The organism is Rhodobacter maritimus (assembly GCF_058747975.1).
Genome location: NZ_CM179095.1, coordinates 722,224 through 745,775 on the forward strand (window position 1 = coordinate 722,224; position 23,552 = coordinate 745,775).

The window sequence follows — 23,552 nt, forward strand, 5'->3', positions numbered from 1 at the left end:
TGGCAGGTGAATTTGGAAAGGACAGATGGGACAAGCCGCAGACGGTGCTACCACCGCAGCCGCTTCTGCCGCGCCTTCGGGCGGGGAAGAGGCAGAGAGTCCGCAAGAGGCCGGGGCCTCGCGCGGTTTTTTCGGACGCATCATCGGGGCGCTGACCCCATCCGATCCCGAATTCCCGATGCAGCCGGCCGTCGCGCCGCCCGTGCCGGCGCTTCCGGGGCTTGGCAACCTGCGGCGCATGCGGGTGGGCGATGTCGCCATCCCCAAGGTCGAGATCGTCGCCGTGCCGGTCACCATCAACCGTGACGAGCTGGTCGAGGTGTTTCGGGAACAGGGCTTTTCCCGCCTTCCGGTCTTCAAGGATACGCTCGACACGCCGCTTGGCCTTGTCCACCTGAAGGATCTGGCGCTGGAATACGGCTTCGGCAATGCCGGGACGGGGCGGTTCTCGGTGCGCAAGATGCTGCGCCCGATGCTGTATGTCCCGCCCTCGATGCCGATCGGGGTGCTGCTGCAAAAGATGCAGGCGCAGCGCATCCACATGGCGCTGGTGATCGACGAATATGGCGGGGTGGACGGGCTGGTCACGCTGGAAGACCTGATCGAGCAGGTCATCGGCGAGATCGAGGACGAACATGACGAGGCCGAGGGCGGCTTCTGGTCGCAGGAGAAGCCGGGCCAGTATCTGGTGCAGGCCCGCGCGCCCCTGGCCGAGTTCGAGGCCGAGATCGGCATGGGCCTGGCCGATGCCGAGGAGAATCAGGATATCGACTCGCTTGGCGGGCTCGTCTTCATGCAGATCGGGCGCGTGCCCGCGCGCGGCGAGGTGATCGTGATGGAGAACGGGGTGGAGTTCGAGGTGATCGACGCCGACCCGCGCCGCATCAAGCGCCTGCGCGTGCGCCTGCCGGGTGTGGCCCCGGCGGAATGAGGCCGCGCCTGCCCGCCTTCCTGCATGCACCGGCCCGGCCCGGATGGCGGCTGCTTGCGGCCTGTGCGCTGCTGGGGGCGGTGACGGGGCTGGGGCAGGTGCCGGTGGGCTGGTGGCTGGCGGCCCTTGCGGGGCTGGCCGGGGTGATCTGGGCGGGTGCGCGCGCGCCGGGTGCGGCCCGGGCGGGGTGGCAGGGCTTTGCGGCAGGCTTCGGGTTTGCCTGCGTCACGCTTTACTGGATCGTGGAGCCGTTCTTCGTCGAGCCCGAGGTCTATGGCTGGATGGCACCTTTCGCGCTGGTTCTGATGGCGGCGGGGATGGGGCTGTTCTGGGCCGTGCCCCTGTGGCTTGGCCATCGCATCGGCTGGGGCCTGCGCAGCCGGGCCTTCGCCATGGCCCTGGCGCTTGCCGGGGCGGATGCCGTGCGCTCCTACGTCTTTACCGGATTTCCCTGGGTGCTTCAGGGCCATATCTGGATCGACACGCCGCTGTCGCAGGCCGGCGCGCTTTTCGGGCCGATCGGCCTTGGCCTGCTGAGCACGCTGCTGGCGCTTTTCCCGGTGGTTCTGGTGGCGCGCGGCACGGGACGCGGGCCCGCGGCGCTGGTTGCGGCGGTGCCGCTGGCGGTGGCGGGCGGGCTGTGGCTGGCGGGGCAGCGCGCGCTTTCGGAGGCGGTGGCCTATCCCGAGGCCCCGATCCGGCTGCGCCTTGTGCAGCCCAATGCGCCGCAGCACCTCAAATGGCTGCCCGAATACCGGCTGGATTTCTTTTACCGCCATCTCGACCTGACGGCGGAACCGGCCGAGCGGCGCCCCGACCTTGTGATCTGGCCCGAAACCGCGGTGCCCTTCCTTCTGGACCGGCCCGGCGACGGGCTGGAGATGATCGCCGAGGCGGCGGGCGGGGTTCCCGTGGCGCTTGGCGTGCAACGCTCCGAGGGGCTGCGCTATTTCAACAGCCTTGCGGTGATCGGCCCCGATGCCGTGCCGCGCGCGGTCTATGACAAGTTCCACCTCGTGCCCTTCGGCGAATATGTCCCCTTCGGCGATCTGGCCGCGCGGTTCGGGCTGAGCGCCTTTGCCGCGCAGGCGGGCAATGGCTATACCGCCGGGCCGGGGGCCGCGCTTCTGGATCTGGGCGATCTGGGTCGGGTGCAGCCGCTGATCTGCTACGAGGCCGTCTTTCCGCAGGATCTGCGCGCCGTGCCTGCGCGGCCGGACTGGCTTTTGCAGGCCACGAACGATGCGTGGTTCGGCCAGTTGTCGGGACCCTGGCAGCATCTGGCGCAGGCGCGCATGCGCGCGATCGAGACGGGCCTTCCGCTGGCGCGTGCCGCCAATACCGGCATCTCGGCGATGATCGACGCAAGGGGGCGGGTGGTGGCCGCGCTCGGGCTGGACCGGGCGGGCGTGGTGGATGCCGACCTGCCCGCCGCGCTTCCGGTCACACTCTATGCGCGGCTTGGCGATCTGCCGGTGCTTCTGGTGCTGACTGGCGCGATGGGCGCTCTTGCCGCAGTGCGCCGCAAAGCCATTGACCCGGCCCGCCGCACCGTCTAGGCAGGCCGAACAACCGTCACAACGGCTTCCTGGCGTGACGGGGATTTCATGAATGGAGCACTTCCCAATGGCACGACAGAACTACATCTTCACTTCCGAGTCCGTCTCGGAGGGGCACCCAGACAAGGTTTGCGACCGGGTTTCCGACGCGATCCTCGACGCGCTTCTGACGCGGGAGCGGAATGCGCGGGTGGCCTGCGAAACCTTTGCCACGACCAATCGTGTCATCGTGGGCGGCGAGGTGGGGCTGTCGGATGGCGCGAAGCTTGACGATTTCATGAATGAGGTCGACGGCATCGTGCGCGACTGCGTGCGCGATATCGGCTATGAGCAGGACGAATTCCACTGGAACACGCTTTCGGTGCAGAACTTCCTGCATCGCCAGTCGGCCCATATCGCGCAAGGGGTCGACAAGGACGGCGCGGGCGATCAGGGCATCATGTTCGGCTATGCCACCGATGAGACGGCCGAGCTGATGCCCGCGCCGATCCTCTATTCGCATGCGATCCTGCGCCGCCTGGCCGAGGTGCGCAAGGCGGGGATCGAGCCGACGCTGCGCCCCGACGCCAAGTCCCAGCTTTCGGTGCGCTATGAGGGTGGCCGGCCCGTGGGCGTAAGCTCGATTGTGCTGTCGACGCAGCACGCGGATGCCGCGCAGACGAGTGACGACATCCGCGCCATCGTGGAGCCCTATATCACCGAGGTTCTGCCCGAGGGCTGGATTACGCCCGAGACGGAATGGTGGGTCAATCCCACCGGGACCTTCGTCATCGGTGGGCCGGACGGGGATGCGGGCCTGACCGGGCGCAAGATCATCGTGGATACCTATGGCGGAGCGGCCCCGCATGGCGGCGGCGCGTTTTCCGGCAAGGATCCGACCAAGGTCGACCGCTCGGCCGCCTATGCGGCGCGCTATCTGGCCAAGAACGTCGTGGCCGCGGGGCTTGCGCGCAAATGCGTGATCCAGCTGTCCTATGCGATCGGCGTGGCCAAGCCGCTGTCGATCTATGCCGATACCTATGGCACCGGTGCGGTGCCCGACGCCGAGATCGAGCGCGCCGTGGCGCAATGCATGGATCTGACGCCGCGCGGGATCCGCGATCATCTGGATCTGTGCCGCCCGATCTATGCGCGCACGGCCGCCTATGGCCATTTCGGCCGCGCACCCGAGGCCGATGGCGGCTTCAGCTGGGAGTGCACGGACCTGACCGAGGCGCTGAAGGCCGCGCTTTGATGCCCGAACGCGCGGGGGTGCCCCCCGCGCGTTTCGCCGTTGCGCCCCGAAGTGATGTGGCGCCCCCGGGCCGGCTGCGGGAGCCTCCGGCGGGGATATTTTCGCTCTGAAGATGCGGGGGTTGCGCGCGGGCTTTCCTTGCTTAGTCTGCGCGTGACGATGAGCCGTGGAGGGGCTGGACTGGGATGGGATCGGAAGCGGTGCGCCATGCGGCGGTGATGCTGGCGGCGGGGATCGGGATTCCGGTTCTTGCGGCGTTGAACGCGCAGCTTGGATCGCGGATCGGGTCGCCGGTTGCGGCCGGGGTGGTGCTGTTTTGCGTGGCGCTTCTGGGGGCGGTGACGGTGATGGTGCTGAGCGGCAGCGCCGCGGCCCTTGCGCGCCTGCCGGGCCAGCCGGGGCATTTGTTCCTGGCGGGGTTGCTGGTGGCGTTCTATGTGCTGTCGATCACTTTCGTTGCGCCGCGTTTCGGGGTTGGAAACGCGATTTTCTTCGTGCTGCTGGGGCAGGTGATCTCGGCCGCGGCGATTGATCAGTTCGGCCTGTTCGGGGCCATGGCGCGCCCGCTGACGGCGCTGCGCCTTGGCGGGATCGGGTTGATGGTGACGGGGTTGTTCCTGATTCAGCGCGGCTGAACGCTTGACCTTGGCGGCACAGCGGCGTTAGAGCCCGCGCCATGAGCGAAGACGATCTTTCAGGTGATGCCGGGGCATCCGACCGGCCGGAGTGGCGCAATTTCTATGGCCGCCGCGTGGGCAAGACCATGCGTAAGAGCCAGAAATCCTACCTGTCCGAGGATCTGGAGGCCTTGCGCCCGCGCGGCGTGACGCATGAGGAAAACCCCGCGCGGGTGCCCATCGACCCGGCCGCGATCTTCGGCAATGACGCGCCGATCTGGCTTGAGGTCGGGTTCGGCGGGGGCGAGCATCTGGTGCATATGGCCGCGCGCTACCCCGCGATCAACATCATCGGGTGTGAGCCGTTCATCAACGGCGTGGCGATGCTTCTGGGCAAGATCCGCGCGGCGGGGGTGCATAATCTTGCCGTGCATCCGGGCGATGCGCGCGATCTGATGGATGTGCTGCCCGACGGTTCCGTGGCGCGGGCCTTTCTCAACTATCCCGATCCGTGGCCGAAGCGGCGCCATCACCGCCGGCGCTTTGTCACTCAGGATCATCTGCGCCCGCTGGCGCGGGTTCTGGCGCGCGGGGCCGAGTTCCGGGTGGCGACCGACATTCCCGATTACATGCGCCAGACCCTTGAGGAAGTGCCGCAGGCGGGGTTCGCGCTGGTGCGGCACGGGGGCGAGCCCTGGGGTGACTGGATCTCGACCCGATATGAGCAGAAGGCGCTGCGCGAGGGGCGGGTGCCGGACTACGCGACCTTCGCGCGGCGCTGACCCCGCGCGCGCGTTATTTTCGGCGCGGCGCGGAGAGGGGCTTTGCCCTTGCCATCGCCTTGCGCTAACAGGGGCCGAACATTCAGCGGAGGCCCGATATGTCCAGCCATGGCGACCCGATTTCGATGACCGCGCGCCGCGGAGGCCCGCTGCGCGGTGTGGCCGAGGTGCCGGGCGACAAGTCGATCTCGCACCGGGCGCTGATCCTGGGCGCGCTGTCGGTGGGGGAGACGCGGATCACCGGGCTTCTGGAAGGGCAGGACGTTCTGGATACCGCGCGGGCGATGCGCGCCTTCGGGGCGGAGGTGGTGCAGGACGGGCCCGGCGAGTGGCGCGTGCAGGGCGTGGGCGTGGGCGGCTTTGCCGAACCCGCCGACGTGATCGACTGCGGCAATTCGGGCACCGGGGTGCGGCTGATCATGGGCTGCATGGCAAGTTCACCGATCACGGCGACCTTCACGGGCGACGCCAGCCTGCGCAAGCGTCCGATGGGGCGGGTGACCGACCCGCTGGCCCTGTTTGGGGCGCGGGCCGTTGGCCGGCAGGGTGGGCGGCTTCCGATGACGATCGTGGGGGCGGCCGATCCGATGCCGGTGCGCTATACGGTTCCGGTGCCCTCGGCGCAGGTGAAATCGGCGGTGCTGCTGGCAGGGCTCAACGCGCCGGGGCAGACCGTGGTCATCGAGAAGGAGGCGACGCGGGATCATACCGAACGGATGCTGCGCGGCTTCGGGGCCGAGCTCAGCGTCGAGGACACCCCCGAGGGCCGGGTCATCACCCTTCAGGGCCAGCCCGAACTTGTGGCGCAGCGCGTGGCGGTGCCGCGCGATCCCAGCTCGGCGGCGTTTCCGGTCTGTGCGGCGCTGATCGTGCCGGGGTCCGAGATCCTTGTGCCGGGCGTCAGCCAGAACCCCACGCGCAACGGGCTGTTCACCACGCTGGTCGAGATGGGGGCCGACATCACCTTCGAAAACCCGCGCGAGGAAGGCGGAGAGCCGGTGGCAGATCTGCGTGTGCGCCATTCCGAACTGCACGGCATTTCGGTGCCGCCCGAACGCGCCGCCAGCATGATCGACGAATACCCTGTGCTTTCGGTCGTCGCGGCCTGCGCGACCGGGGCCACAATCATGCGGGGCGTCAAGGAGTTGCGGGTGAAGGAAAGCGACCGGATCGACGCGATGGCGCGCGGGCTGGAAGCCTGCGGCGTGCGCATCGAGGAAGACGAGGACATGCTGACGGTGCATGGCATGGGGCCGGGGAACGTGCCGGGCGGGGCGGTCTGCCGGACGCATCTGGATCACCGGATCGCGATGTCCTTCCTTGTGCTCGGCCTTGCTGCGCGGAACCCGGTTTCGGTGGATGACGGCGGTCCGATCGCCACCTCGTTCCCGGTGTTCGAGGGGCTGATGGCCGCGCTTGGCGCGGATATCCTGCGCGGGTAGGCAAGGGGGGCGGGATGCTGCACGGAAGCTGCCTTTGCGGCAAGATCAGCTACCGGGTGCGCGAGGTTCTCGGCGCCGTGTCGGCATGCCACTGCACGCAATGCCGCAAGATCAGCGGGCATTTCACCGCCGCCGTTCCGGCCCGCTGGAGCGATGTCACGCTGAGCGGTGCGCCGCGCTGGTATCTTTCGTCGGCGCAGGCGCGGCGCGGGTTCTGCCCGGATTGCGGCTCTTACCTGTTCTGGGAAGAATATGACGGGCTGGTCTATCTTTTGGCCGGTGCGCTGGACGGGGCGACGGGGCTGCGGCTGGAGGATCACATCTTCACCGCCGACAAGGGCGATTATTACCAGATTGCCGACGGGCTGCCCTGCCACGCGCAGGGGCGGGAAACGTAAGGGGGCAGGCGCATGGGGTTCACGGTTGCAATCGACGGGCCTGCGGCGGCGGGCAAGGGCACGATCAGCCGCGCCGTGGCCGCGCGTTTCGGCTTTGCGCATCTTGATACCGGCGCGCTTTATCGCGCGGTCGGCGTGAAGGGGGGCGATCCCGTGGCCGCCGCCCGTTGCCTGGTGCCCGAGGATCTGGCGCGCGACGATCTGCGCACGCTGGAGGCGGGGCAGGCGGCAAGCCGTGTCGCCGTGATCCCCGAGGTGCGCCAGGCCTTGCTGGAGTTTCAGCGCAGCTTTGCCCGGCGCGCGGGCGGCGCGGTTCTGGACGGGCGCGACATCGGCACGGTGATCTGCCCCGAGGCAGAGGTGAAGCTGTTCGTGACCGCCTCGGCCGAGGTGCGCGCCCATCGCCGCTGGCTGGAGGTCGGGGGCGATCAGGCGCGCGTTCTGGCCGAGGTGCGCGAACGCGATGCGCGCGACATGGGTCGCGCGGATGCCCCGCTGCGCCCCGCCGAGGATGCCGTGGTGCTGGACACCTCGGAGATGAGCGTGGACGAGGCCGTCGCGCGGGCCGTGACCGTGATCGCGCAAAAGATGCGCGAAACGGCCTGAAACAAGGGTTTTTCCTGGATTCCCGTCTTGCCGGGCCGAAGATTCGTCCCTATACGGAGCCCCTGTCCAAAGGGTCCGGCGCAGCCGTGGCCCTGTCGGGCATTTCAACGAAAGACCGGCGGAGACAACCGCATGGCCGGAAAACCCTATGCAAAGGAAACTCTGACGCATGTGCGCTAAAGCAACCATGGAAGAATTCGAGGCCCTCCTGAACGAGAGCCTCGAGATCGATACCCCCGAAGAGGGTTCGGTCGTCAAGGGCAAGGTCATCGCCATCGAGGCGGGCCAGGCCATCATCGATGTCGGCTACAAGATGGAAGGCCGCGTCGAGCTGAAGGAATTCGCAAACCCGGGCGAGGCCCCCTCGATCGCCGTTGGCGACGAAGTGGAAGTGTATCTCGACCGCGTTGAAAACGCGCGTGGCGAGGCTGTGATCAGCCGCGAGAAAGCCCGCCGCGAAGAGGCCTGGGACCGCCTGGAGAAAGCCTATGCCGCGGAAGAGCGCGTCGAAGGCGCCATCTTCGGCCGCGTCAAGGGCGGCTTCACGGTCGACCTTGGCGGCGCCGTGGCCTTCCTGCCCGGTTCGCAAGTCGACGTCCGTCCGGTCCGCGACGCGGGCCCGCTCATGGGCCTCAAGCAGCCGTTCCAGATCCTCAAGATGGACCGCCGCCGTGGCAACATCGTTGTCTCGCGCCGCGCGATCCTCGAAGAGAGCCGCGCCGAACAGCGCGCCGAGGTCATCGGCAACCTGTCCGAAGGCCAGGTGGTCGACGGCGTGGTCAAGAACATCACCGAATACGGTGCCTTCGTTGATCTGGGCGGTGTCGACGGCCTGCTGCACGTCACCGACATGGCCTGGCGCCGCGTGAACCACCCCTCGGAGATCCTATCGATCGGCGAAACCGTCAAGGTTCAGGTCGTCAAGATCAACAAGGAAACCCACCGCATCAGCCTGGGCATGAAACAGCTTCAGAACGATCCGTGGGATTCGGTGGAATCGAAGTTCCCGATCGGCTCGGTCCACAAGGGCCGCGTCACCAACATCACCGATTACGGTGCGTTCGTCGAACTGGAAGCCGGTGTCGAGGGCCTCGTCCACGTCTCGGAAATGTCCTGGACCAAGAAGAACGTGCATCCCGGCAAGATCGTCTCGACCAGCCAGGAAGTCGATGTCATGGTGCTGGAGATCGACACCGCGAAGCGCCGCGTCTCGCTTGGCCTCAAGCAGACCATGCGCAACCCGTGGGAAGTCTTCGCCGAGACCCACCCGGTCAACACCGTTATCGAAGGCGAAGTCAAGAACATCACCGAATTCGGTCTGTTCGTCGGCCTCGACAACGATATCGACGGCATGGTCCACCTTTCGGACCTCAGCTGGGAACAGCGCGGCGAGGATGCGATCCAGAACTACCGCAAGGGCGACGTGGTGAAAGCCGCCGTCACCGAGGTGGATGTCGAGAAAGAGCGTATCTCGCTCTCGATCAAAGCGCTGGATGCGGACAACTTCTCGGATGCGGTTGACGGCGTGAAGCGCGGTTCGGTGATCACGGTCGAAGTGACCGCGATCGAGGATGGCGGTGTCGAGGTCGACTACAACGGCATGAAATCCTTCATCCGCCGTTCGGACCTGTCGCGCGACCGTGCCGACCAGCGCCCCGAGCGCTTCCAGGTCGGTGACAAGGTCGATGTTCGCGTGACGAACGTCGACAGCAAGACCCGCCGCCTGGGCGTGTCGATCAAGGCGCGCGAGATCGCGGAAGAGAAAGAGGCCGTCGAGCAGTATGGCTCGTCCGATTCGGGCGCGTCGCTGGGCGATATCCTTGGTGCCGCGCTCAAGGGCAACAAGTAAGCCTTTCGACAGATTTTGGAACGGCCCCGCCCTCGTGGCGGGGCCGTTTCTTTTCTGCCTACCCCCTCTGCGGCGGGTTGCCGCAGTCAGAGCGTTCGGCAACAATCGATTCGCCTGGGCCATGCGTGGCGGGGTCTCCGGGGGCAATGCGGCAATGCAGCAAGCCGGGTCATGCTCTTTTTGGTCGGTTCGAACGGCGGAAATCTGCTTTATTCCAAGCCTTTGCTGTTTGTGAACGCGGCAAACCTGCCTATAGTCATGGAAGAAAAAAACGCCGGGTTCTGCTGCCCGGAAACTCCTTGGGGGGATACGTGACATGATCCGGTCAGAATTGATCGCGAAAATTGCAGAAGAAAATCCGCACCTCTTCCAGCGCGACGTGGAGAAGATCGTGAACACGATCTTCGAGGAAATCGTTGAGGCGATGGCCCGCGGTGACCGGGTCGAGCTGCGCGGATTTGGGGCTTTTTCGGTCAAGCAGCGCGATGCACGGGTCGGGCGCAACCCGCGCACCGGGGCCGCGGTCGAAGTCGATGAAAAGCATGTGCCCTTTTTCAAGACCGGCAAGCTTCTGCGTGACCGGCTGAACGGAGACGAAAGCTGATATGATGCGCTACCTGCGCTACCTGTTTCTTCTTGCGCTCGGGCTTGGGCTGATCGCGGTTGCGCTTGCCAATCGCGGATTGGTGGAGCTGCGTGCGCTGCCGCCCGAAGCAGGAGAGTTTCTTGGCCTTGGCTGGGCGATCCAGTTGCCGCTGTTTCTTGTGATCTTCGCCAGCATCCTTGTGGGGCTGTTCATCGGGTTCTTCTGGGAATGGATGCGCGAATACCGGATCCGTGCCGATGCCGCGCGGACCCGGCGCGAGGCTGACCGGCTTTCGCGCGAGGTCAGCAAGCTGCGTGAAACCACGCATGGGCCGAAGGACGATGTTCTGGCGCTGCTGGATAAACCGGGCGGCGCGCGCTAGGTCTGCGCCATGAGTGTTCGCGTAAAGATCTGCGGGCTGACAGAGCCCCGGACCGTTGCCGCCGCAGTTGCGGCCGGCGCGGCCTATGTCGGACTGGTGTTTTTCCCGAAATCGCCGCGCCATCTGGAACCTGACGCCGCGCGCGCCCTTGCGATCGGCGTGCCGCCGGGGGTGGCCAAGGTTGCCCTTGTGGTCGACCCGGATGACGATGTGCTGGAAGGCATCTTGCGCGCGGTGCCCATCGACATGGTGCAGCTTCATGGCGCGGAAAGCCCCGCGCGCGTGCGCGAGATCCGCGCGCGCTTCGGCCTTCCGGTGATGAAGGCCGTGGGGGTGGCCGAGGCGGCCGACCTGGAGGCGATCGCCACCTATGAGGCGGTGGCCGATCAGATCCTTGTCGATGCGCGTGCGCCAAAGGGCGCGGCACTTCCGGGCGGAAACGGGCTGTCCTTCGACTGGCGTCTGATCGCCGGACGGCAATGGCAAAAGCCCTGGATGCTGGCAGGTGGCCTGACACCCGCCAATGTCGCCGAGGCGATCCGGCTGACGGGCGCGCGGCAGGTCGATGTCAGTTCGGGCGTGGAAAGCGCGCCGGGGGTCAAGGATCCTGCGCGCATTGCGGCGTTCATTGCGGCGGCACGGTCATGATCCGGTGGCGCGAGGCACAGGCTGGGGACGTTGCCGCGATCGTGGCGCTGCTGTCGGATGACGTTCTTGGCGCGGCCAGAGAGACGACCGATCTGACGACCTACGAGGCGGCCTTCGCCCGCATGCAGAAGGAAGGTGCGAACCGGCTGATCGTGGGCGAAGACACCGCGGGCCGTATCGTCGCCACCTATCAGATCGTTATGATTTCGGGCCTGTCGCTGCGCGCCGCGCGCCGCGCCCAGATCGAATCGGTGCGTGTCGAGGCCGGGCTGCGCGGCCAGGGGATCGGGGCGGAACTGATGGCCGATGCCGAGGCCCGCGCCCGAGCCGGAGGCTGCAGGCTGATGCAGCTGACGACCCACGCGAGCCGCAAGGATGCCCACCGTTTCTATGACAGGCTTGGCTTTACCCCAAGCCATATTGGCTATAAACGCCAGATCGACTGATCTGGGAGGTGAACGATGGCGCTCGTTGTATCTTTAGAAAGAGATTTGGGTCGCGATATTCGCGCCGCTCATCCGACCAGAATTCCATGCAAATACATTGTTACAGAATTCGCAGGAAAGCGGCTGCTACAGCTCAACACATATGGCTCTTCCAATCGAGAGATCCCTAATAAGCTGAGTCAGACTTTGCAGTTTGATGAAAATGCCGCTCTACAACTTTATCAGATGCTCAAATCCGAGTTTGGATTTAAGGAATGACCATGGCCGAAGACCTCATCAACAGTTTCCTGACCGGCCCCGACGAGCGCGGGCGCTTTGGCATCCATGGCGGGCGGTTCGTGTCCGAGACGCTGATGCCGCTGATCCTGGAGCTGGAGCGGCAATACGAGTTCGCCAAGACCGACCCGGAGTTCTGGGCCGAGATGGAAGACCTGTGGAAGAACTATGTGGGGCGGCCTTCGCCGCTTTATCTTGCCTCGCGGCTGACCGAGGAGCTGGGGGGCGCGAAGGTCTATCTCAAGCGGGAAGAGCTCAACCATACCGGCGCGCACAAGATCAACAACGTGCTGGGGCAGATCCTTCTGGCGCGGCGCATGGGCAAGACCCGGATCATCGCCGAAACCGGCGCGGGCCAGCATGGTGTGGCCACGGCGACGGTTTGCGCCAAGTTCGGGCTGCAATGCGTGGTCTATATGGGTGCGACCGATGTCGAGCGGCAGGCGCCCAACGTCTTTCGCATGAAGCTTCTGGGGGCCGAGGTGGTGCCGGTCACATCAGGGCGCGGCACGCTGAAGGACGCGATGAACGACGCGCTGCGCGACTGGGTGACCAATGTGCGCGATACCTTCTATTGCATCGGCACGGTGGCGGGGCCGCATCCGTACCCTGCGATGGTGCGCGATTTCCAGGCGATCATCGGCAAGGAAACCCGCTGGCAGCTTGAAGAGCAGGAGGGCGCGGGCCGCCTGCCCGACACGATCATCGCCGCGGTTGGTGGCGGCTCGAACGCGATGGGGCTGTTCTATCCCTTCCTTGACGACAAGTCGGTGCGGATCATCGGGGTCGAGGCGGGCGGCCTTGGCGTCGACGACCGGATGATGCATTGCGCCTCGCTGACGGGGGGGCGGCCGGGCGTGCTGCATGGCAACCGCACCTATCTGTTGCAGGATGCCGATGGCCAGATCCTCGAGGGGCATTCGATTTCCGCCGGGCTCGACTATCCCGGCATCGGCCCCGAGCACAGCTGGCTGCACGATGTCGGTCGCGCCGAATATGTCAGTATCACCGATGCCGAGGCGCTGGAGGCGTTCCAGCTTCTGTGCCGGACCGAGGGGATCATCCCCGCGCTCGAATCAAGTCACGCGCTTGCCCATGTGACGAAGCTCGCGCCGACCCTGCCGAAAGATCACATCATCGTGGTCAACCTGTCGGGCCGGGGTGACAAGGACATCTTCACCGTGGCCAAGCATCTGGGCGTGGAAATGGCGGTCTGACTTCTGCTACGGACGGTTGCGCAAGGGCCCCGGGGCAGCCGCCTTCGGGGCCCTTTGCTGTCATAAACCCAGGTTTATGCCGCTATGCAGGACGTTTATCCGCCCCCGGATAGGCCTTCCGGTGAATGGGAAACCGGCGCGTTCGATGCTTTTTTGCCCGTGGTCGCAGCGCTGGTGCCGCGGCGAGAAACAGCAGAATCGGAGACCGAGATGAAATCAGGATATGTACTTATTGTCGCCTCGGCGCTTTTGGGCGCACCGGCGATTGCCGAAGTGTCGACCCAGTCGATCATCGACGATCTGAATGCCAAGGGCTTCAACCGGATCGAGATCGAGCGTGGCCTTTCGCAGGTCAAGGTTGAGGCGTCGAACGGCTCGCAGGAGCTTGAGGTGATCTATGACCGGGCGACGGGTGAGATCCTCAAGCAGGAAACCGAGCGGCTGCGCGCGGGTGAAGACAACAAGCGCGCCGGGGTTGTGTTGCGGGATCGGGCCCGCGATTTCCTTGACGATGACGACATGCGCCATCGTGATCGCAATCGTGACCGCAACCGCAGCGGCAATGGCTGGGACGACGATGACGACGATGACCGCTATGACGACGACGACGATGATCGCCGTTCGGGCCGCGGTTCGGACGATAGCGGCTCGCGCAGCGGTTCGGACGATGACGACGATGACCGCTCGGGTCGCGATTCGGATGATCGTGATGACGATTCAGACGATGACCGCGACGACGATTGATCCGGTTTCGGCCCGGCGCATGATGCCGGGCCGACAGGCCCTTGCGGCCAGCCTGCGGGCTTTCCATACTGAACACCGCTTGCCCATGTGGGCATTCCCGAGGGGGCCGGAATGAATCGGCGCAACCTATTGATGCAGTTTTGTGCGGGTGCCACCGTCGCGTTTCTCGGCGCGGGGCCGGCCTTCGCGCGCGATGTCACCGGCGAGGTCGTGGATCAACTTCTTCACCTTGGCTATGGCAAGGTCTCGGTCTCGCGCACCATCCTGGGGCGCGTCCGCATCACTGCCGTGCGCGGCAACATCCAGCGGGAGATCGTCCTGGACCCCCGCAGCGGAGAAATCCTGCGTGACCTGTCCCTGCGCAACGGGCGCGTGAGCCCGCTGATCCGCGAGGAAGGGGAGGGCGGTATCGGGCGCGACAGCCGAGGTTCCGGCCGCAACGATGACGATGACGATCGTGACGATGATGACGACGACGATGATCGCGGCCGTGATGACGATGATGGCGACGATGACGGGGGCGGGGATGACGGCGATGACGATTGATCCCCTCCGATCCCGCGGCGTGGCTTTGGCAACATGAGCCGCAAGCTGACCTTTCTGACCCTGTTTCTTGTGCAGGCGGTCTGCGCGCTTTTCTTTGTGGGCGATATCCTGCTGTCGGTCTTCGGCATCTATGTGCAGCCAATCAGCTGGAGCAGCCGCGAGATGCTCGAGATCGGGGCCGCGATCGGCCTGATGCTGGGGCTGGTTCTGGGTGCGGTGGTCCTGCGCCAGTCGATGCACGCGGCCGAGCAGGCGCGCGAAAAGCTGCGCCTTGCCTCAGGTGCCTTCGGCGAACTGTTGGAGGAACGCTTTGCGCAATGGGGGCTGACCCCGGCCGAGCGTGACGTGGCGCTTTTCGCGCTCAAGGGGCTGAACACCGCAGAGATCGCGGCGCTGCGCGCGACCTCGGAAGGCACGGTGAAGGCCCAGACGGCCGCGATCTATCGCAAGGCCGGTGTTTCGGGCCGGGGGCAGCTTCTGAGCCTGTTCATCGACGATCTGATGGGCGGCCTGCCCGCGGCGCTTCCCTCGACCGAGGGCTTGCAGTTGCCGGAGCCGGGGGCGTCAGGGGCCGATCCGGTGAATGCCGATCAGGCGCCGCGCTGAGACAACGCCGAAAGCCCCGCGATCAGCGCGGCGTCACCATCGCCCGCAACCACCGGTACGCCCTGCATCCCGAGCGCATGGGCGTAAAGCGCGGGCCAGCCATTCTGCCCCAGCACCCGCACCCGCTGCCCCAGCCACCAGGGTTTTGCGGCGGCCAGCTCGGCCCCGATGACCGCCCCGGCCTGCGCGGCGGTGTCATGGCCGGGTGATCCGAGAAACCGCAAAAGGCGCTCGGGCCGCGACAGGCAATCCGACAGCGCCGTGTCGAACCCCGCATCGGGCGCCGCGGACGGAAGGGGGCCGTTCAGCGCGGCATGGGCCGCGATGCTGGCCACGCGCAGTACGCTGACGACCTCGCCCGCGCTCAGATGCGCCCAAAGGCCCTGCGGGCCGGTCAGGCAGGCCACGCCGTCGAATTCGGGATCGGCGGCCAGAAGCCCGCCGAGGCGCAGCGCCATCGCGGGCGACACGTCCTCGATCGGGGTCTTCTGGCGCAACCCCGGCAGCAGGATGGCGCCGCCGGGGCCCGGCTCGGGCAGGGCTTCGGGCAAGGGCGGGCAGGGAATGGCGCGCGGTGAAACGCGATCCGGCATCGCCCCGACCGTCCGGAGGGCGCCCTTGTCGCGCAGCGCATCGCACCAACCGCATATCTCGGATGCGGGGCCTTCGCGCAGGGTGGCAAGGCTACCGTCGCTGTGCAGGGCGAGGGCGCGCAATCCGGCCTGTGCCTCTTCCAGGATGACGGTGCTGATCGGGGTATCTTCCATGCCCCGAGGATAGCAGCCCCGCTTAGCCCTGCGCCAGACAGGCGTGCAGGTTTTCGCCAAGCGTGCGCATCAGCGCCTCGTAATGCCCGGTGCCGGGATCAAGGCTGCTGCCCGAGGGGTCGAGCGGCGCGCCCACGCGCAGGTCGGTCCCCTCGGTCAGGACGGTGATCAGCTTGGGATCGTGTCCTGTCTCGGGAAAGATGCAGACCGCGCCCGATTGCGCGATCGTGTCGCGCAACTCCGACAGGTGTTGCGCGTCGGGCGCGGCATCATCGCCAAGCGCAACTGCTCCGGCCACCGTCAGCCCGTAATGGTCGGCGAAATAGCCGTAGGCATCGTGGGCCACCACGAAGGGCTGGTCCGAAACGGGGGCCAGAAGGGCCGCAAGCTCGGCATCGAGGGCGGCGATGCGCTGCTCGGCGGCCGCGGCATGAGTGGCGTAGGTTTCGGCATTTTCGGGATCGGCCTCCGACAGGACCCCGGAGATCACGGCAAGCCAAGTCCGGGCATTGGCGGGGTCAAGCCAGGCATGCGGATCGATATCGCCATGATCGTGACCATCGTGGTCGTGGTCGTGGTCGTGGTCGTGGTCATGCCCTTCTTCACCCTCTTCGGCACCATGGCGCTCGACGGTCCCGTCCGCGGCCAGCAGGGCAATCGCGGGGGTGTCGGGGGCGATGCCCTGCAAGGCGCGCTCAAGCCAGGGGGTCATGCCCGGCCCGATCCAGAACACCAGCCCGGCCTCTTGCAGGGTCTGCGCATCGGCCGGGCGCATCTGATAGTGATGCGCGTTGGCCCCGCGTTCCAAGAGCAGCGCCGGGCTTCTCAGATCGCCCATCACCATCGCGACAAGTGCGTGGACCGGGGGAATGTCGGTCACCACCGAGGGCGGCGCGGCCAGAACCGGCTGCGCGACGCCGCCAAGCACGAGGGTCAGGGCGGGCAAGACACGAAACTGCATGGGGAAGCCTCCGATTTCACTTGTTGCTGCGGAGGGTGTTATTTATGTTATAGCATAACTCGTCAAGGGAATTGTGATAAGGTAACATGAAACCTGCCACCCCGGCCGATCCGCATGCGACGGACCCTGCCTTCCGCACCCATGATCACAGCCATTGCCAGGGCGACGCGCTTGCCCGGGCCGAGGACGTGGCCGAACAGCGCGGCGTGCGCCTGACCCCGGTCCGCCGCCGCGCGCTGGAAATCCTTCTTGAGGCGCATCGCGCCATGGGCGCCTATGAGGTGCTGGAGCGTCTGGCGGCGGACGGGTTCGGCCACCAGCCTCCGGTTGCCTATCGCGCGCTGGATTTTCTGGTCGAGAACGGTCTGGTGCACCGCATTCGCCGGCTGAACGCCTTCGCCGCCTGCATGCATCCCGGCGTCGCCCATGCGCCCGTCTTCCTGATCTGCCGTTCATGCGACGCGGTGGCCGAGACCGGCGGCGACGCGGTGCGCGCGGCGCTGGAGCAGGTGGCGACCGCCCAGGGATTCGTGATCGAGCGGGCGAATGTCGAGGCGCTTGGCCTTTGCCCCGCCTGTGCGGGAAAGGACGCCGGATGCTGATTTCGGCTACGGATCTGGGCGTGCGGCATGGCACGGGGTTCGTGCTGTCGAACGTGGATTTCCAGATCGAGCGCGGAGAGATCGTGACGATCGTCGGGCCGAACGGGTCCGGCAAATCCACGCTGGTGCGCGCGCTGATCGGGCTGGAGCGGGCCAGCACCGGGCGGGTCACGCGCGCGCCGGGCCTGTCGATCGGCTATGTGCCGCAGCGGCTTCATATCGACGCAAGCCTGCCGATCACGGTGCGGCGCTTCCTGTCGTTGCCGCGCCGGGTGCCGGATGCCGATGCCGCCGCCGCGCTGGAGCGCACGGGCGTCGCCGGGCTTGAGCGGCGGCAGATGGCGGGCCTGTCGGGCGGGCAGTTCCAGCGCGTCCTGCTGGCGCGTGCGCTGCTGGCGCGGCCCGACATCCTGATCCTCGACGAGGCGACGCAAGGCCTCGATCAACCCGGAACGGCGGCCTTCTACCGGCTGATCGAGGAGGTCCGGGCCGAGACGGGGGCGGCGGTCCTGATGGTCAGCCACGATCTGCATGTGGTGATGTCGGCCTCGGACCGGGTGATCTGCCTCAACGGCCATGTCTGCTGCGAGGGCACGCCGCGCGTGGTCTCTGCCGCGCCGGAATATCGCGCGCTGTTCGGCCTTGGAACCGGCGGGGCCTTCGCGCTTTACCGCCACGCCCACGATCACGACCACGATCATGATGCGGGCCACGGGCATGATCACGCCCATCCGCACCATGCTCATCCCCATTCCCATGAAGGCCATGATCATGCTTGACGATTTCCTGACGCGCGCGGGGCTGGCGGGGGTCGGGCTGACGCTGGCGACGGGGCCGCTTGGCTCTTTCGTCGTCTGGCGCCGGATGGCCTATTTCGGGGATGCCACGGCGCATGCGGCGATCCTGGGGGTCGCGCTGTCGTTCGGCTTCGGGATTTCGGTCTATCTTGGCACGCTGGTGGTGGCGCTTGGCATGGCCGTTGCGGTGGCAAGCCTGGCCGGACGGGGCCATGCGATGGACACCACGCTGGGGGTTCTGGCGCATTCTGCCCTGGCGCTCGGGCTGGTCGCGGCCTCGTTTCAAAGCGGGTTGCGGGTCGATCTGTCGGCCTGGCTGTTTGGCGACATCCTTGCGGTCAGCCGGGCCGATCTGGTGGTGGTCTGGCTTGGCTCGGTGGCGGTTCTGGGGCTTTTGGCCTGGCGGTGGCAGGGCTTGCTGACCTCGACCCTGAACGAGGAACTGGCGCAGGCCGCGGGGCTTGATCCGCGGCACGAGCGGCTGATCCTGACGCTTGCGCTTGCGCTGGTGGTGGCGGTATCGATCAAGATCGTGGGCGCGCTTCTCATCTCGGCCATGCTGATCATCCCGGCGGCGGCGACGCGCGGGCTTGCGCGCACGCCCGAACAGATGGCGGCGGGGGCCACCCTTGTCGGCGCGGCCTCGGTGATCGCGGGGCTGGCGGCCTCGATGCGCCTGGGCACGCCCGCGGGGCCCTCGATCGTGGCCGCCGCGGCCGGGTTATTCGTTCTGTCGCTGCCGCTGCGGGGGCGAGTGGGTACCTAGCGCCCGACGCTGGTATAGGCCGTGAACCCGGCCTTGAGGGCATCGCCCTCGGCGTAGATATTGCGCAGGTCGGCCAGTCTGGGCACCGTCATCCTGCGCGCAAGCCGCGCGAGGTCGAGGCCCCGGAACTCGTTCCATTCGGTCAGGATCACCACGCAATCGGCCTTGTTCGCGGCCTTGTAGGCATCGTCGACCCACTGCACCCCGGGCAAGAGCGCGACGCCCTCGTTGCGCCCCTGCGGGTCCACCACGCGAAGTTTCGCCCCCGCCCCCACAAGGGCCGGAACGATGGTCAGCGAAGGGGCGTCGCGCATGTCGTCGGTATTGGGCTTGAACGTCACGCCCAGGATCGCGATGGTCTTGCCGTTCACCGAGCCGCCACAAAGATCGACGATCTTGTCGATCATGCGCCGCTTCACCTCGTCATTCACCTGAATAACGGTCTCGACGATGTTCATGGGCACCGAATGATCCTGCCCCATCCGGGCAAGGGCCTTGGTATCCTTGGGAAAACACGATCCGCCATAGCCCGGGCCGGCATGCAGGAACTTGTTGCCGATGCGCCCGTCAAGCCCCATCCCGCGCGAGACTTCCTTGATGTTCGCACCGACCCTTTCGCACAGAAGCGCGATTTCGTTGATGAAGGTGATCTTGGTCGCAAGGAAGGCGTTGGCGGCGTATTTGATCAGCTCGGCCGTTTCCAGATCGGTATAGAGGATGGGGAATTCGCGCAGGAACAGCGGGCGGTAGATCTCGCCCATCACGTTGCGGGCGCGCTCGGACCGGGTGCCGACGACGACGCGGTCGGGGCGCATGAAATCGTCGATCGCGGCGCCCTCGCGCAGGAATTCGGGGTTCGAGGCCACATCGAATTCGGCATCGGGGCGCACCTTGCGGATGACCTCTTCCACGGCGGCATTGGTGCCCACGGGCACGGTGGATTTGGTGACGATGACGGTATAGTGGCTGAGCGCGGCCGCGATCTCCTCGGCGGCCTGCATCACATAGGTCAGGTCGGCGTGGCCATCGCCGCGCCGGGTGGGGGTGCCGACCGCGATGAAAACTGCATCCGCCCCGGTCACCGCAGCATGAAGATCCTGCGTGAAACTCAGCCGGCCGGCCGCGACGTTCTTGGCCAGCAGCTGGTCGAGACCCGGTTCGTAGATCGGGATTTCGCCCTGTGCCAGAAGCTCGATCTTGTGCGGGTTCTTGTCGACGCAGACCACCTCGTGGCCAAAGTCGGAAAAGCAGACACCGGATACGAGTCCGACATATCCGGTGCCGATCATCGCGATTTTCATGATGTGTTCCCTGGTAAATCTGCGCGACTTTCCGACGAGTTCACGGCCGTGTCAACGCGGCCGTTTATTCCCTGCGCAGGGTTGCAACAGCGCCGTTGCGGGGCGAAATGCCCTGTTCCGGCCGGGTTAGGCGAAGATGCGCCGACAACTCTGGCGAAACTGCAACACTCGCTGTCGCTGCGCTGCGGCGTAAACTGATTCCCCCTTTGCAATTGTTTTCGATTGTGTAAGTGTCGCTTCGATGCTGTCGGCGTCGGCGGCTCTCTACAGTAATGACGGAGAATACCATGAAAAAAATTGCTACCATCGCCCTGGCCCTTGGCCTGACGGCTTCGACCGCTTTCGCTGGCGGTTACTCGGCTCCCGTCGTGGAAGCTGAACCGGTTGTCGTCGAGGGTTCGTCCTCGTCGAACGCTGGCCTGCTGATCCCGGCCCTGCTGGTTGTCGGCCTGATCGCCGCTGCCGCTTCGGACTCGGACGACGCGACCGCTGGCACCGCCGAATAATCCATTCGGACTGCTTCCCGCCCTCGTGGCGGGCGAAAGCCGGAAAGCACAGCTTTCCGGCTTTTTCTTATTGCACCGCTGAAACCGACAGGCGCGCGGCACGAAAAAACCGGCGCAATGCAAAGATCGCGCCGGTCGGGTCAAGTTATACGGTGGGAATCAGGGGCGCAGCGTTTGCAGGCTGACATTGCCGATCTCGGGGCCGACCCACTGACGGGACATCAGGATCCGCCCATCGGCTGAGACCAAATAGACGTTGTCGACCGAGACCCCGCCGCCGGTGCAATGTTCGGCAACCTGCGTGCCCGAATAGCCGACGCCCGCGAAGCTGAAGGATTTGCCTTCGCCCGGCTGCACGGTGCAGGTCAGGATCAGCGGGCGTTCCACCCATTCGCCATCCAGATACCGCTGAATGCGCTGTGCCTGCCCCGCGCGGCGGCCACGGATCAGCGCGCCGACACCTTCGGTTTCGGCCGACATCAGGTCATTGGCATAGCCGCGCGTAGCCTCAAGCAGCCCGTGGCGCAGGGTCACCGTCTGGTCCTTCGAAAGCGCGAAGGTGCGCTTGGCGCCATTCTCTCCGTAAAGGCCCACGACCGACGCGCCGCCCAGCTTCTCGAACGACACCAGCAAGAGCGGCCCCGGCGTGGTGGCAAGGGCCTTCGCCGACAGCGCCTCGGGATCGACCTTGGGGCCGGCCTCGCCCTTGTTGCTTTTCAGCGCGCCGAAGATCTCGTTGAAGGCAAGGCCCGCAAGACGCGCGTTCTCGGTCTTTCCGGTATCGTTGCCACATCCTGCAAGAAGGCCAAGGCAGACGGCTGCCATCCCGGCAAACCGCGCCGCCGCGCGCCGCGTCCCGCCGGTCATCGCCAGAACCTCCCCCAGCCGTCATAAAGCTCGCCCGTGTGGCTGCCGCGCACGGTGTCGTAAAGCCGGTCATCGACATTCACGCGCGCGCCGCCGTCGCGGGTCAGCGGGCGGATGGTCGAGTTGATCTTGTTCGCGCTCGGCCGTCCGGTAATCCAGGCCAGCGGCACCGTGATGCGGATCCCCTTGTCGAAGGAGCCTTCGCCGAATTCCTCTTCGGACATGTCCGTCAGGGTGGCAAAGGCGCCCACGCGCCAGCCATTGGCGAATTCGCGGTCCAGCGAGAAGGTGGCACCCCAGTCCTCGGCCAGATAGCGGCCCACATCGATCTGCCCGACATAGCCCTTGCCGAAATCGTAATAGGCCGAGGCATGGCCGCTGACCGTTTCATAATCGCGGAAGTCGAAACGCTGGTCGAAATCGCGCTGACGCACCCAGTTCACTTCGGCACCAAGCGCAAGGCGGCTGTCGATCGGCTTCCACAAAACCTCGCCGGAAATGCCGCCATACATGCGTTCGAGCAGGCCGACGGTGACACGCGAATACAGGTTCTCGGCCGGGCGCTCATACCAGCCAAGGGTCAGCTTCTGAATCGCCAGATCGCCATGGGCCTGATAGTTCCCGACATCCGAGCGCACATGCGGCGCGATCGAATTCGAGGTCCGGTCATTGTCGCCAATATTGCCCAGAACCCGCTGCCGGACCGAGCCCGACGCGATCAGCCCGGGCATGAACTCGTAAGTGGCCGAAAGCTGCGCGCCCAGCCCGTAGCGCAGCGGATCGTTCGGGTCGAAGGCGCTGAACTCGAACGAAGGCGTAAGGGCCCAGCTGAAGCGGGGGAACAGACCGTCGGTCGGGCGCAGCGGTTCGCCCGGCGCGCTTAGCGCGTCGGTGATGGTCGCCCGGCGCAGGATTTCCGAGGCGTTCTCGTTCTCGAGCGCCTCGATATCCGACCGGCGCAGGCTGACCGACGAAACCGGCATGCCGTTGGCCACGCTGGTGATGACGATGGTCTCGACCGAAGGCGGAAGGGCGCGGGTCAGAATCCGCGCGGTGCGCCCGATCGCCTGGGGCTGGGTGCTGTAGCGTTCGTTGCGGATGCGCACCTCGGCGCGGGTGGCGCCAAGCGACATCGCCTCAAGCTGCTGGCCTTCCTTCGCAAGGCTTTCGGCCAGCACCTTCTGCACGCCCGGATGCACTTCGGGATCGGCGGTCCAGGCCCCGGACCAGCCCTCCGGATCGGCCTTGGGCGAGGGGCGCGGACGCACCGGCAGGGGCGCCTTTTCCACGCCCGAAGGGTAGGGCGATTTGTGCGGGTCCAGCGCAAGGCTGAACTGCACGCCCATCTCCGAGCCGTAAAGGTAATAGGCCGACACGCTCGCCATCGGGCTCAGGGCGTATTCCGCCCCGATATTGACCGAGGATTTGCGGTCCAGTTCGCCCGCGGCAACCTCGCGCACATATCCGTCCGAGGAATATTCGGCCTTCAGCGTCAGCTTGTCCGTGGCGCGCCAGGACAGGCCAAAGAACGGGGCCACCTCGCCGCGGAACCACTGGTTCGTGTTGGTCTTGCCGCCCTCGCCGTAATCCAGCGCGGGGCGGTCGGCGAAAGGCGTGCCGATGCCGCCCTTGCTGCCCAGCCGGCCCCAGCCAAGGCCCGCTGTCGCGCGCAGCGTCGGCGTGATACTCTTGGTGGCGACGATATATTCCGACGAATAGATCCCCGTCCCGATGAAGTCGCGCAGGCCGATGGCGACGGCGGGCTGCAACTGGCCTTCGTCAAGCAGCTGGTAGTGGATGTCGAAGGACCGATCGTAAAGCGCGGGCCCCGCCGAGAACAGCCCCGGTACGCGCGAATAGCGAAACGCCCCCGTCAGTCGGGGCGCGATCTGGAACACCAGCGTGGTACGCCGCCCTGCCGGAAAATCGAAGACCGAAACCCCAAGCGTGCCGTCGGGCGCAACTTCCGCACTGGGCAGGTCGATCAGCCCGGGCATGCCGAAACTGTTGCGGCTTTCGCCGACCAGAGGTTCGGCCATGCCCGCAGGGGCCGCCGTCACGGCCGCCACGGCCAAGACGCCGAGTTTCATTGCTTTTCCGCGTTTGCCCGCCACCC

General features: G+C 66.2%; 27 protein-coding genes and 1 riboswitch. Of the genes, 22 read left to right on the plus strand and 5 right to left on the minus strand.

Annotation, left to right across the window (positions count from 1 at the left end):
• Positions 1–25 precede the first annotated feature (25 nt).
• The 18 genes from AC4PTO_RS03605 to AC4PTO_RS03690 all read left to right on the plus strand — a co-directional run bounded on the left by AC4PTO_RS03605 (position 26) and on the right by AC4PTO_RS03690 (position 14,869).
• Positions 26–931 (plus strand): hemolysin family protein, encoded by a 906-nt coding sequence (locus AC4PTO_RS03605; RefSeq protein ID WP_492731969.1) that lies wholly within the window; start codon positions 26–28, stop codon positions 929–931.
• Positions 928–2,490 (plus strand): apolipoprotein N-acyltransferase, encoded by a 1,563-nt coding sequence (gene lnt / locus AC4PTO_RS03610; protein WP_492731971.1) that lies wholly within the window; start codon positions 928–930, stop codon positions 2,488–2,490. The genes AC4PTO_RS03605 and lnt overlap by 4 nt, the downstream gene beginning before the upstream one ends.
• Positions 2,491–2,500: 10 nt before the next feature.
• Positions 2,501–2,550: riboswitch (SAM-SAH riboswitch) on the plus strand.
• A gap of 7 nt (positions 2,551–2,557) precedes the next feature.
• A complete protein-coding gene (gene metK / locus AC4PTO_RS03615) occupies positions 2,558–3,724 on the plus strand; it encodes a methionine adenosyltransferase (protein ID WP_492731973.1) in 1,167 nt (388 codons plus the stop codon).
• Positions 3,725–3,909: 185 nt separating this feature from the next.
• Positions 3,910–4,359, plus strand: coding sequence for a DMT family transporter (locus tag AC4PTO_RS03620; RefSeq protein ID WP_492731975.1), 450 nt, complete (start codon positions 3,910–3,912; stop codon positions 4,357–4,359).
• Between the two features lie 41 nt (positions 4,360–4,400).
• A complete protein-coding gene (trmB, locus tag AC4PTO_RS03625) occupies positions 4,401–5,123 on the plus strand; it encodes a tRNA (guanine(46)-N(7))-methyltransferase TrmB (RefSeq protein WP_492731977.1) in 723 nt (240 codons plus the stop codon).
• A gap of 98 nt (positions 5,124–5,221) precedes the next feature.
• Positions 5,222–6,565, plus strand: coding sequence for a 3-phosphoshikimate 1-carboxyvinyltransferase (gene aroA, locus AC4PTO_RS03630; RefSeq protein WP_492731978.1), 1,344 nt, complete (start codon positions 5,222–5,224; stop codon positions 6,563–6,565).
• Between the two features lie 14 nt (positions 6,566–6,579).
• Complete coding sequence (locus AC4PTO_RS03635; protein ID WP_492731981.1) at positions 6,580–6,963, plus strand: GFA family protein; 384 nt, start codon at positions 6,580–6,582, stop codon at positions 6,961–6,963.
• Positions 6,964–6,975: 12 nt separating this feature from the next.
• Positions 6,976–7,569: a (d)CMP kinase gene (locus tag AC4PTO_RS03640; RefSeq protein ID WP_492731983.1), complete on the plus strand. Its 594-nt coding sequence runs from the start codon at positions 6,976–6,978 to the stop codon at positions 7,567–7,569.
• A 169-nt stretch (positions 7,570–7,738) separates the two neighbouring features.
• On the plus strand, positions 7,739–9,418 hold the full coding sequence (gene rpsA / locus AC4PTO_RS03645; RefSeq protein WP_492731984.1) for a 30S ribosomal protein S1: 1,680 nt from the start codon (positions 7,739–7,741) through the stop codon (positions 9,416–9,418).
• Positions 9,419–9,734: 316 nt separating this feature from the next.
• A complete protein-coding gene (gene ihfB, locus AC4PTO_RS03650; protein WP_492731986.1) occupies positions 9,735–10,022 on the plus strand; it encodes an integration host factor subunit beta in 288 nt (95 codons plus the stop codon).
• 1 nt (position 10,023) lies between these two features.
• Positions 10,024–10,386 carry a lipopolysaccharide assembly protein LapA domain-containing protein gene (locus AC4PTO_RS03655; RefSeq protein WP_492731988.1) on the plus strand — a complete coding sequence of 121 codons (363 nt, stop codon included), beginning with the start codon at positions 10,024–10,026 and terminating at the stop codon, positions 10,384–10,386.
• Positions 10,387–10,395: 9 nt separating this feature from the next.
• Positions 10,396–11,034 carry a phosphoribosylanthranilate isomerase gene (locus AC4PTO_RS03660; protein WP_492731990.1) on the plus strand — a complete coding sequence of 213 codons (639 nt, stop codon included), beginning with the start codon at positions 10,396–10,398 and terminating at the stop codon, positions 11,032–11,034.
• Positions 11,031–11,480, plus strand: coding sequence for a GNAT family N-acetyltransferase (locus tag AC4PTO_RS03665; protein ID WP_492731991.1), 450 nt, complete (start codon positions 11,031–11,033; stop codon positions 11,478–11,480). The genes AC4PTO_RS03660 and AC4PTO_RS03665 overlap by 4 nt, the downstream gene beginning before the upstream one ends.
• Before the next feature lie 15 nt (positions 11,481–11,495).
• On the plus strand, positions 11,496–11,738 hold the full coding sequence (locus tag AC4PTO_RS03670) for a hypothetical protein (RefSeq protein ID WP_492731993.1): 243 nt from the start codon (positions 11,496–11,498) through the stop codon (positions 11,736–11,738).
• Positions 11,739–11,740: 2 nt separating this feature from the next.
• Complete coding sequence (gene trpB / locus AC4PTO_RS03675; protein WP_492731995.1) at positions 11,741–12,973, plus strand: tryptophan synthase subunit beta; 1,233 nt, start codon at positions 11,741–11,743, stop codon at positions 12,971–12,973.
• A gap of 210 nt (positions 12,974–13,183) precedes the next feature.
• Positions 13,184–13,717 carry a PepSY domain-containing protein gene (locus AC4PTO_RS03680; protein WP_492731997.1) on the plus strand — a complete coding sequence of 178 codons (534 nt, stop codon included), beginning with the start codon at positions 13,184–13,186 and terminating at the stop codon, positions 13,715–13,717.
• Positions 13,718–13,828: 111 nt separating this feature from the next.
• Positions 13,829–14,263 carry a hypothetical protein gene (locus tag AC4PTO_RS03685; protein ID WP_492731999.1) on the plus strand — a complete coding sequence of 145 codons (435 nt, stop codon included), beginning with the start codon at positions 13,829–13,831 and terminating at the stop codon, positions 14,261–14,263.
• 33 nt (positions 14,264–14,296) lie between these two features.
• Positions 14,297–14,869 (plus strand): helix-turn-helix transcriptional regulator, encoded by a 573-nt coding sequence (locus AC4PTO_RS03690; RefSeq protein WP_492732001.1) that lies wholly within the window; start codon positions 14,297–14,299, stop codon positions 14,867–14,869.
• Here AC4PTO_RS03690 and AC4PTO_RS03695 read toward each other — a convergent pair.
• Positions 14,854–15,636, minus strand: coding sequence for a 2-dehydro-3-deoxygalactonokinase (locus tag AC4PTO_RS03695; protein ID WP_492732003.1), 783 nt, complete (start codon positions 15,634–15,636; stop codon positions 14,854–14,856). The two genes, AC4PTO_RS03690 and AC4PTO_RS03695, sit on opposite strands and share 16 nt — an antisense overlap.
• Positions 15,637–15,658: 22 nt before the next feature.
• The gene (locus tag AC4PTO_RS03700; RefSeq protein ID WP_492732005.1) at positions 15,659–16,597 is read right to left on the minus strand and encodes a zinc ABC transporter substrate-binding protein; all 939 of its coding nucleotides are present in this window, start codon (positions 16,595–16,597) and stop codon (positions 15,659–15,661) included.
• Between the two features lie 86 nt (positions 16,598–16,683).
• On the opposite strand from AC4PTO_RS03700, the gene AC4PTO_RS03705 reads away from it, so the two are divergent.
• Genes AC4PTO_RS03705 through AC4PTO_RS03715 form a run of 3 tightly spaced genes read left to right on the plus strand, consistent with a single transcriptional unit; the run spans position 16,684 to position 18,762 of the window.
• Positions 16,684–17,199, plus strand: a complete 516-nt coding sequence (locus AC4PTO_RS03705; protein ID WP_492732007.1) for a Fur family transcriptional regulator — start codon at positions 16,684–16,686, stop codon at positions 17,197–17,199.
• The gene (locus AC4PTO_RS03710; protein WP_492732009.1) at positions 17,193–17,978 is read left to right on the plus strand and encodes a metal ABC transporter ATP-binding protein; all 786 of its coding nucleotides are present in this window, start codon (positions 17,193–17,195) and stop codon (positions 17,976–17,978) included. Before AC4PTO_RS03705 ends, AC4PTO_RS03710 begins: the two co-directional genes overlap by 7 nt.
• On the plus strand, positions 17,971–18,762 hold the full coding sequence (locus tag AC4PTO_RS03715) for a metal ABC transporter permease (RefSeq protein WP_492733520.1): 792 nt from the start codon (positions 17,971–17,973) through the stop codon (positions 18,760–18,762). The genes AC4PTO_RS03710 and AC4PTO_RS03715 overlap by 8 nt, the downstream gene beginning before the upstream one ends.
• On the opposite strand, the gene AC4PTO_RS03720 is transcribed toward AC4PTO_RS03715, so the two are convergent.
• A complete protein-coding gene (locus AC4PTO_RS03720) occupies positions 18,759–20,063 on the minus strand; it encodes a UDP-glucose dehydrogenase family protein (RefSeq protein WP_492732011.1) in 1,305 nt (434 codons plus the stop codon). The two genes, AC4PTO_RS03715 and AC4PTO_RS03720, sit on opposite strands and share 4 nt — an antisense overlap.
• Positions 20,064–20,350: 287 nt before the next feature.
• Here AC4PTO_RS03720 and AC4PTO_RS03725 point away from each other — a divergent pair, with 287 nt between their 5' ends.
• The gene (locus AC4PTO_RS03725; RefSeq protein ID WP_492732012.1) at positions 20,351–20,569 is read left to right on the plus strand and encodes a hypothetical protein; all 219 of its coding nucleotides are present in this window, start codon (positions 20,351–20,353) and stop codon (positions 20,567–20,569) included.
• Between the two features lie 159 nt (positions 20,570–20,728).
• On the opposite strand, the gene AC4PTO_RS03730 is transcribed toward AC4PTO_RS03725, so the two are convergent.
• Both AC4PTO_RS03730 and AC4PTO_RS03735 read right to left on the minus strand, forming a co-directional pair.
• A complete protein-coding gene (locus AC4PTO_RS03730; protein WP_492732014.1) occupies positions 20,729–21,436 on the minus strand; it encodes a YjbF family lipoprotein in 708 nt (235 codons plus the stop codon).
• A complete protein-coding gene (locus AC4PTO_RS03735) occupies positions 21,433–23,526 on the minus strand; it encodes a YjbH domain-containing protein (protein ID WP_492732016.1) in 2,094 nt (697 codons plus the stop codon). Before AC4PTO_RS03735 ends, AC4PTO_RS03730 begins: the two co-directional genes overlap by 4 nt.
• Positions 23,527–23,552 lie beyond the last annotated feature (26 nt).

Excerpts from the sequence above, each read along its gene's own strand:
- AC4PTO_RS03605 (WP_492731969.1), top strand. The coding sequence starts at position 26 with ATGGGACAAGCCGCAGACGGTGCTACCACCGCAGCCGCTTCTGCCGCG.
- lnt (WP_492731971.1), top strand. The coding sequence starts at position 928 with ATGAGGCCGCGCCTGCCCGCCTTCCTGCATGCACCGGCCCGGCCCGGA.
- metK (WP_492731973.1), top strand. The coding sequence starts at position 2,558 with ATGGCACGACAGAACTACATCTTCACTTCCGAGTCCGTCTCGGAGGGG.
- AC4PTO_RS03620 (WP_492731975.1), top strand. The coding sequence starts at position 3,910 with ATGGGATCGGAAGCGGTGCGCCATGCGGCGGTGATGCTGGCGGCGGGG.
- trmB (WP_492731977.1), top strand. The coding sequence starts at position 4,401 with ATGAGCGAAGACGATCTTTCAGGTGATGCCGGGGCATCCGACCGGCCG.
- aroA (WP_492731978.1), top strand. The coding sequence starts at position 5,222 with ATGTCCAGCCATGGCGACCCGATTTCGATGACCGCGCGCCGCGGAGGC.
- AC4PTO_RS03635 (WP_492731981.1), top strand. The coding sequence starts at position 6,580 with ATGCTGCACGGAAGCTGCCTTTGCGGCAAGATCAGCTACCGGGTGCGC.
- AC4PTO_RS03640 (WP_492731983.1), top strand. The coding sequence starts at position 6,976 with ATGGGGTTCACGGTTGCAATCGACGGGCCTGCGGCGGCGGGCAAGGGC.
- rpsA (WP_492731984.1), top strand. The coding sequence starts at position 7,739 with ATGTGCGCTAAAGCAACCATGGAAGAATTCGAGGCCCTCCTGAACGAG.
- ihfB (WP_492731986.1), top strand. The coding sequence starts at position 9,735 with ATGATCCGGTCAGAATTGATCGCGAAAATTGCAGAAGAAAATCCGCAC.
- AC4PTO_RS03655 (WP_492731988.1), top strand. The coding sequence starts at position 10,024 with ATGATGCGCTACCTGCGCTACCTGTTTCTTCTTGCGCTCGGGCTTGGG.
- AC4PTO_RS03660 (WP_492731990.1), top strand. The coding sequence starts at position 10,396 with ATGAGTGTTCGCGTAAAGATCTGCGGGCTGACAGAGCCCCGGACCGTT.
- AC4PTO_RS03665 (WP_492731991.1), top strand. The coding sequence starts at position 11,031 with ATGATCCGGTGGCGCGAGGCACAGGCTGGGGACGTTGCCGCGATCGTG.
- AC4PTO_RS03670 (WP_492731993.1), top strand. The coding sequence starts at position 11,496 with ATGGCGCTCGTTGTATCTTTAGAAAGAGATTTGGGTCGCGATATTCGC.
- trpB (WP_492731995.1), top strand. The coding sequence starts at position 11,741 with ATGGCCGAAGACCTCATCAACAGTTTCCTGACCGGCCCCGACGAGCGC.
- AC4PTO_RS03680 (WP_492731997.1), top strand. The coding sequence starts at position 13,184 with ATGAAATCAGGATATGTACTTATTGTCGCCTCGGCGCTTTTGGGCGCA.
- AC4PTO_RS03685 (WP_492731999.1), top strand. The coding sequence starts at position 13,829 with ATGAATCGGCGCAACCTATTGATGCAGTTTTGTGCGGGTGCCACCGTC.
- AC4PTO_RS03690 (WP_492732001.1), top strand. The coding sequence starts at position 14,297 with ATGAGCCGCAAGCTGACCTTTCTGACCCTGTTTCTTGTGCAGGCGGTC.
- AC4PTO_RS03695 (WP_492732003.1), bottom strand. The coding sequence starts at position 15,636 with ATGGAAGATACCCCGATCAGCACCGTCATCCTGGAAGAGGCACAGGCC.
- AC4PTO_RS03700 (WP_492732005.1), bottom strand. The coding sequence starts at position 16,597 with ATGCAGTTTCGTGTCTTGCCCGCCCTGACCCTCGTGCTTGGCGGCGTC.
- AC4PTO_RS03705 (WP_492732007.1), top strand. The coding sequence starts at position 16,684 with ATGAAACCTGCCACCCCGGCCGATCCGCATGCGACGGACCCTGCCTTC.
- AC4PTO_RS03710 (WP_492732009.1), top strand. The coding sequence starts at position 17,193 with ATGCTGATTTCGGCTACGGATCTGGGCGTGCGGCATGGCACGGGGTTC.
- AC4PTO_RS03715 (WP_492733520.1), top strand. The coding sequence starts at position 17,971 with ATGCTTGACGATTTCCTGACGCGCGCGGGGCTGGCGGGGGTCGGGCTG.
- AC4PTO_RS03720 (WP_492732011.1), bottom strand. The coding sequence starts at position 20,063 with ATGAAAATCGCGATGATCGGCACCGGATATGTCGGACTCGTATCCGGT.
- AC4PTO_RS03725 (WP_492732012.1), top strand. The coding sequence starts at position 20,351 with ATGAAAAAAATTGCTACCATCGCCCTGGCCCTTGGCCTGACGGCTTCG.
- AC4PTO_RS03730 (WP_492732014.1), bottom strand. The coding sequence starts at position 21,436 with ATGACCGGCGGGACGCGGCGCGCGGCGGCGCGGTTTGCCGGGATGGCA.
- AC4PTO_RS03735 (WP_492732016.1), bottom strand. The coding sequence starts at position 23,526 with ATGAAACTCGGCGTCTTGGCCGTGGCGGCCGTGACGGCGGCCCCTGCG.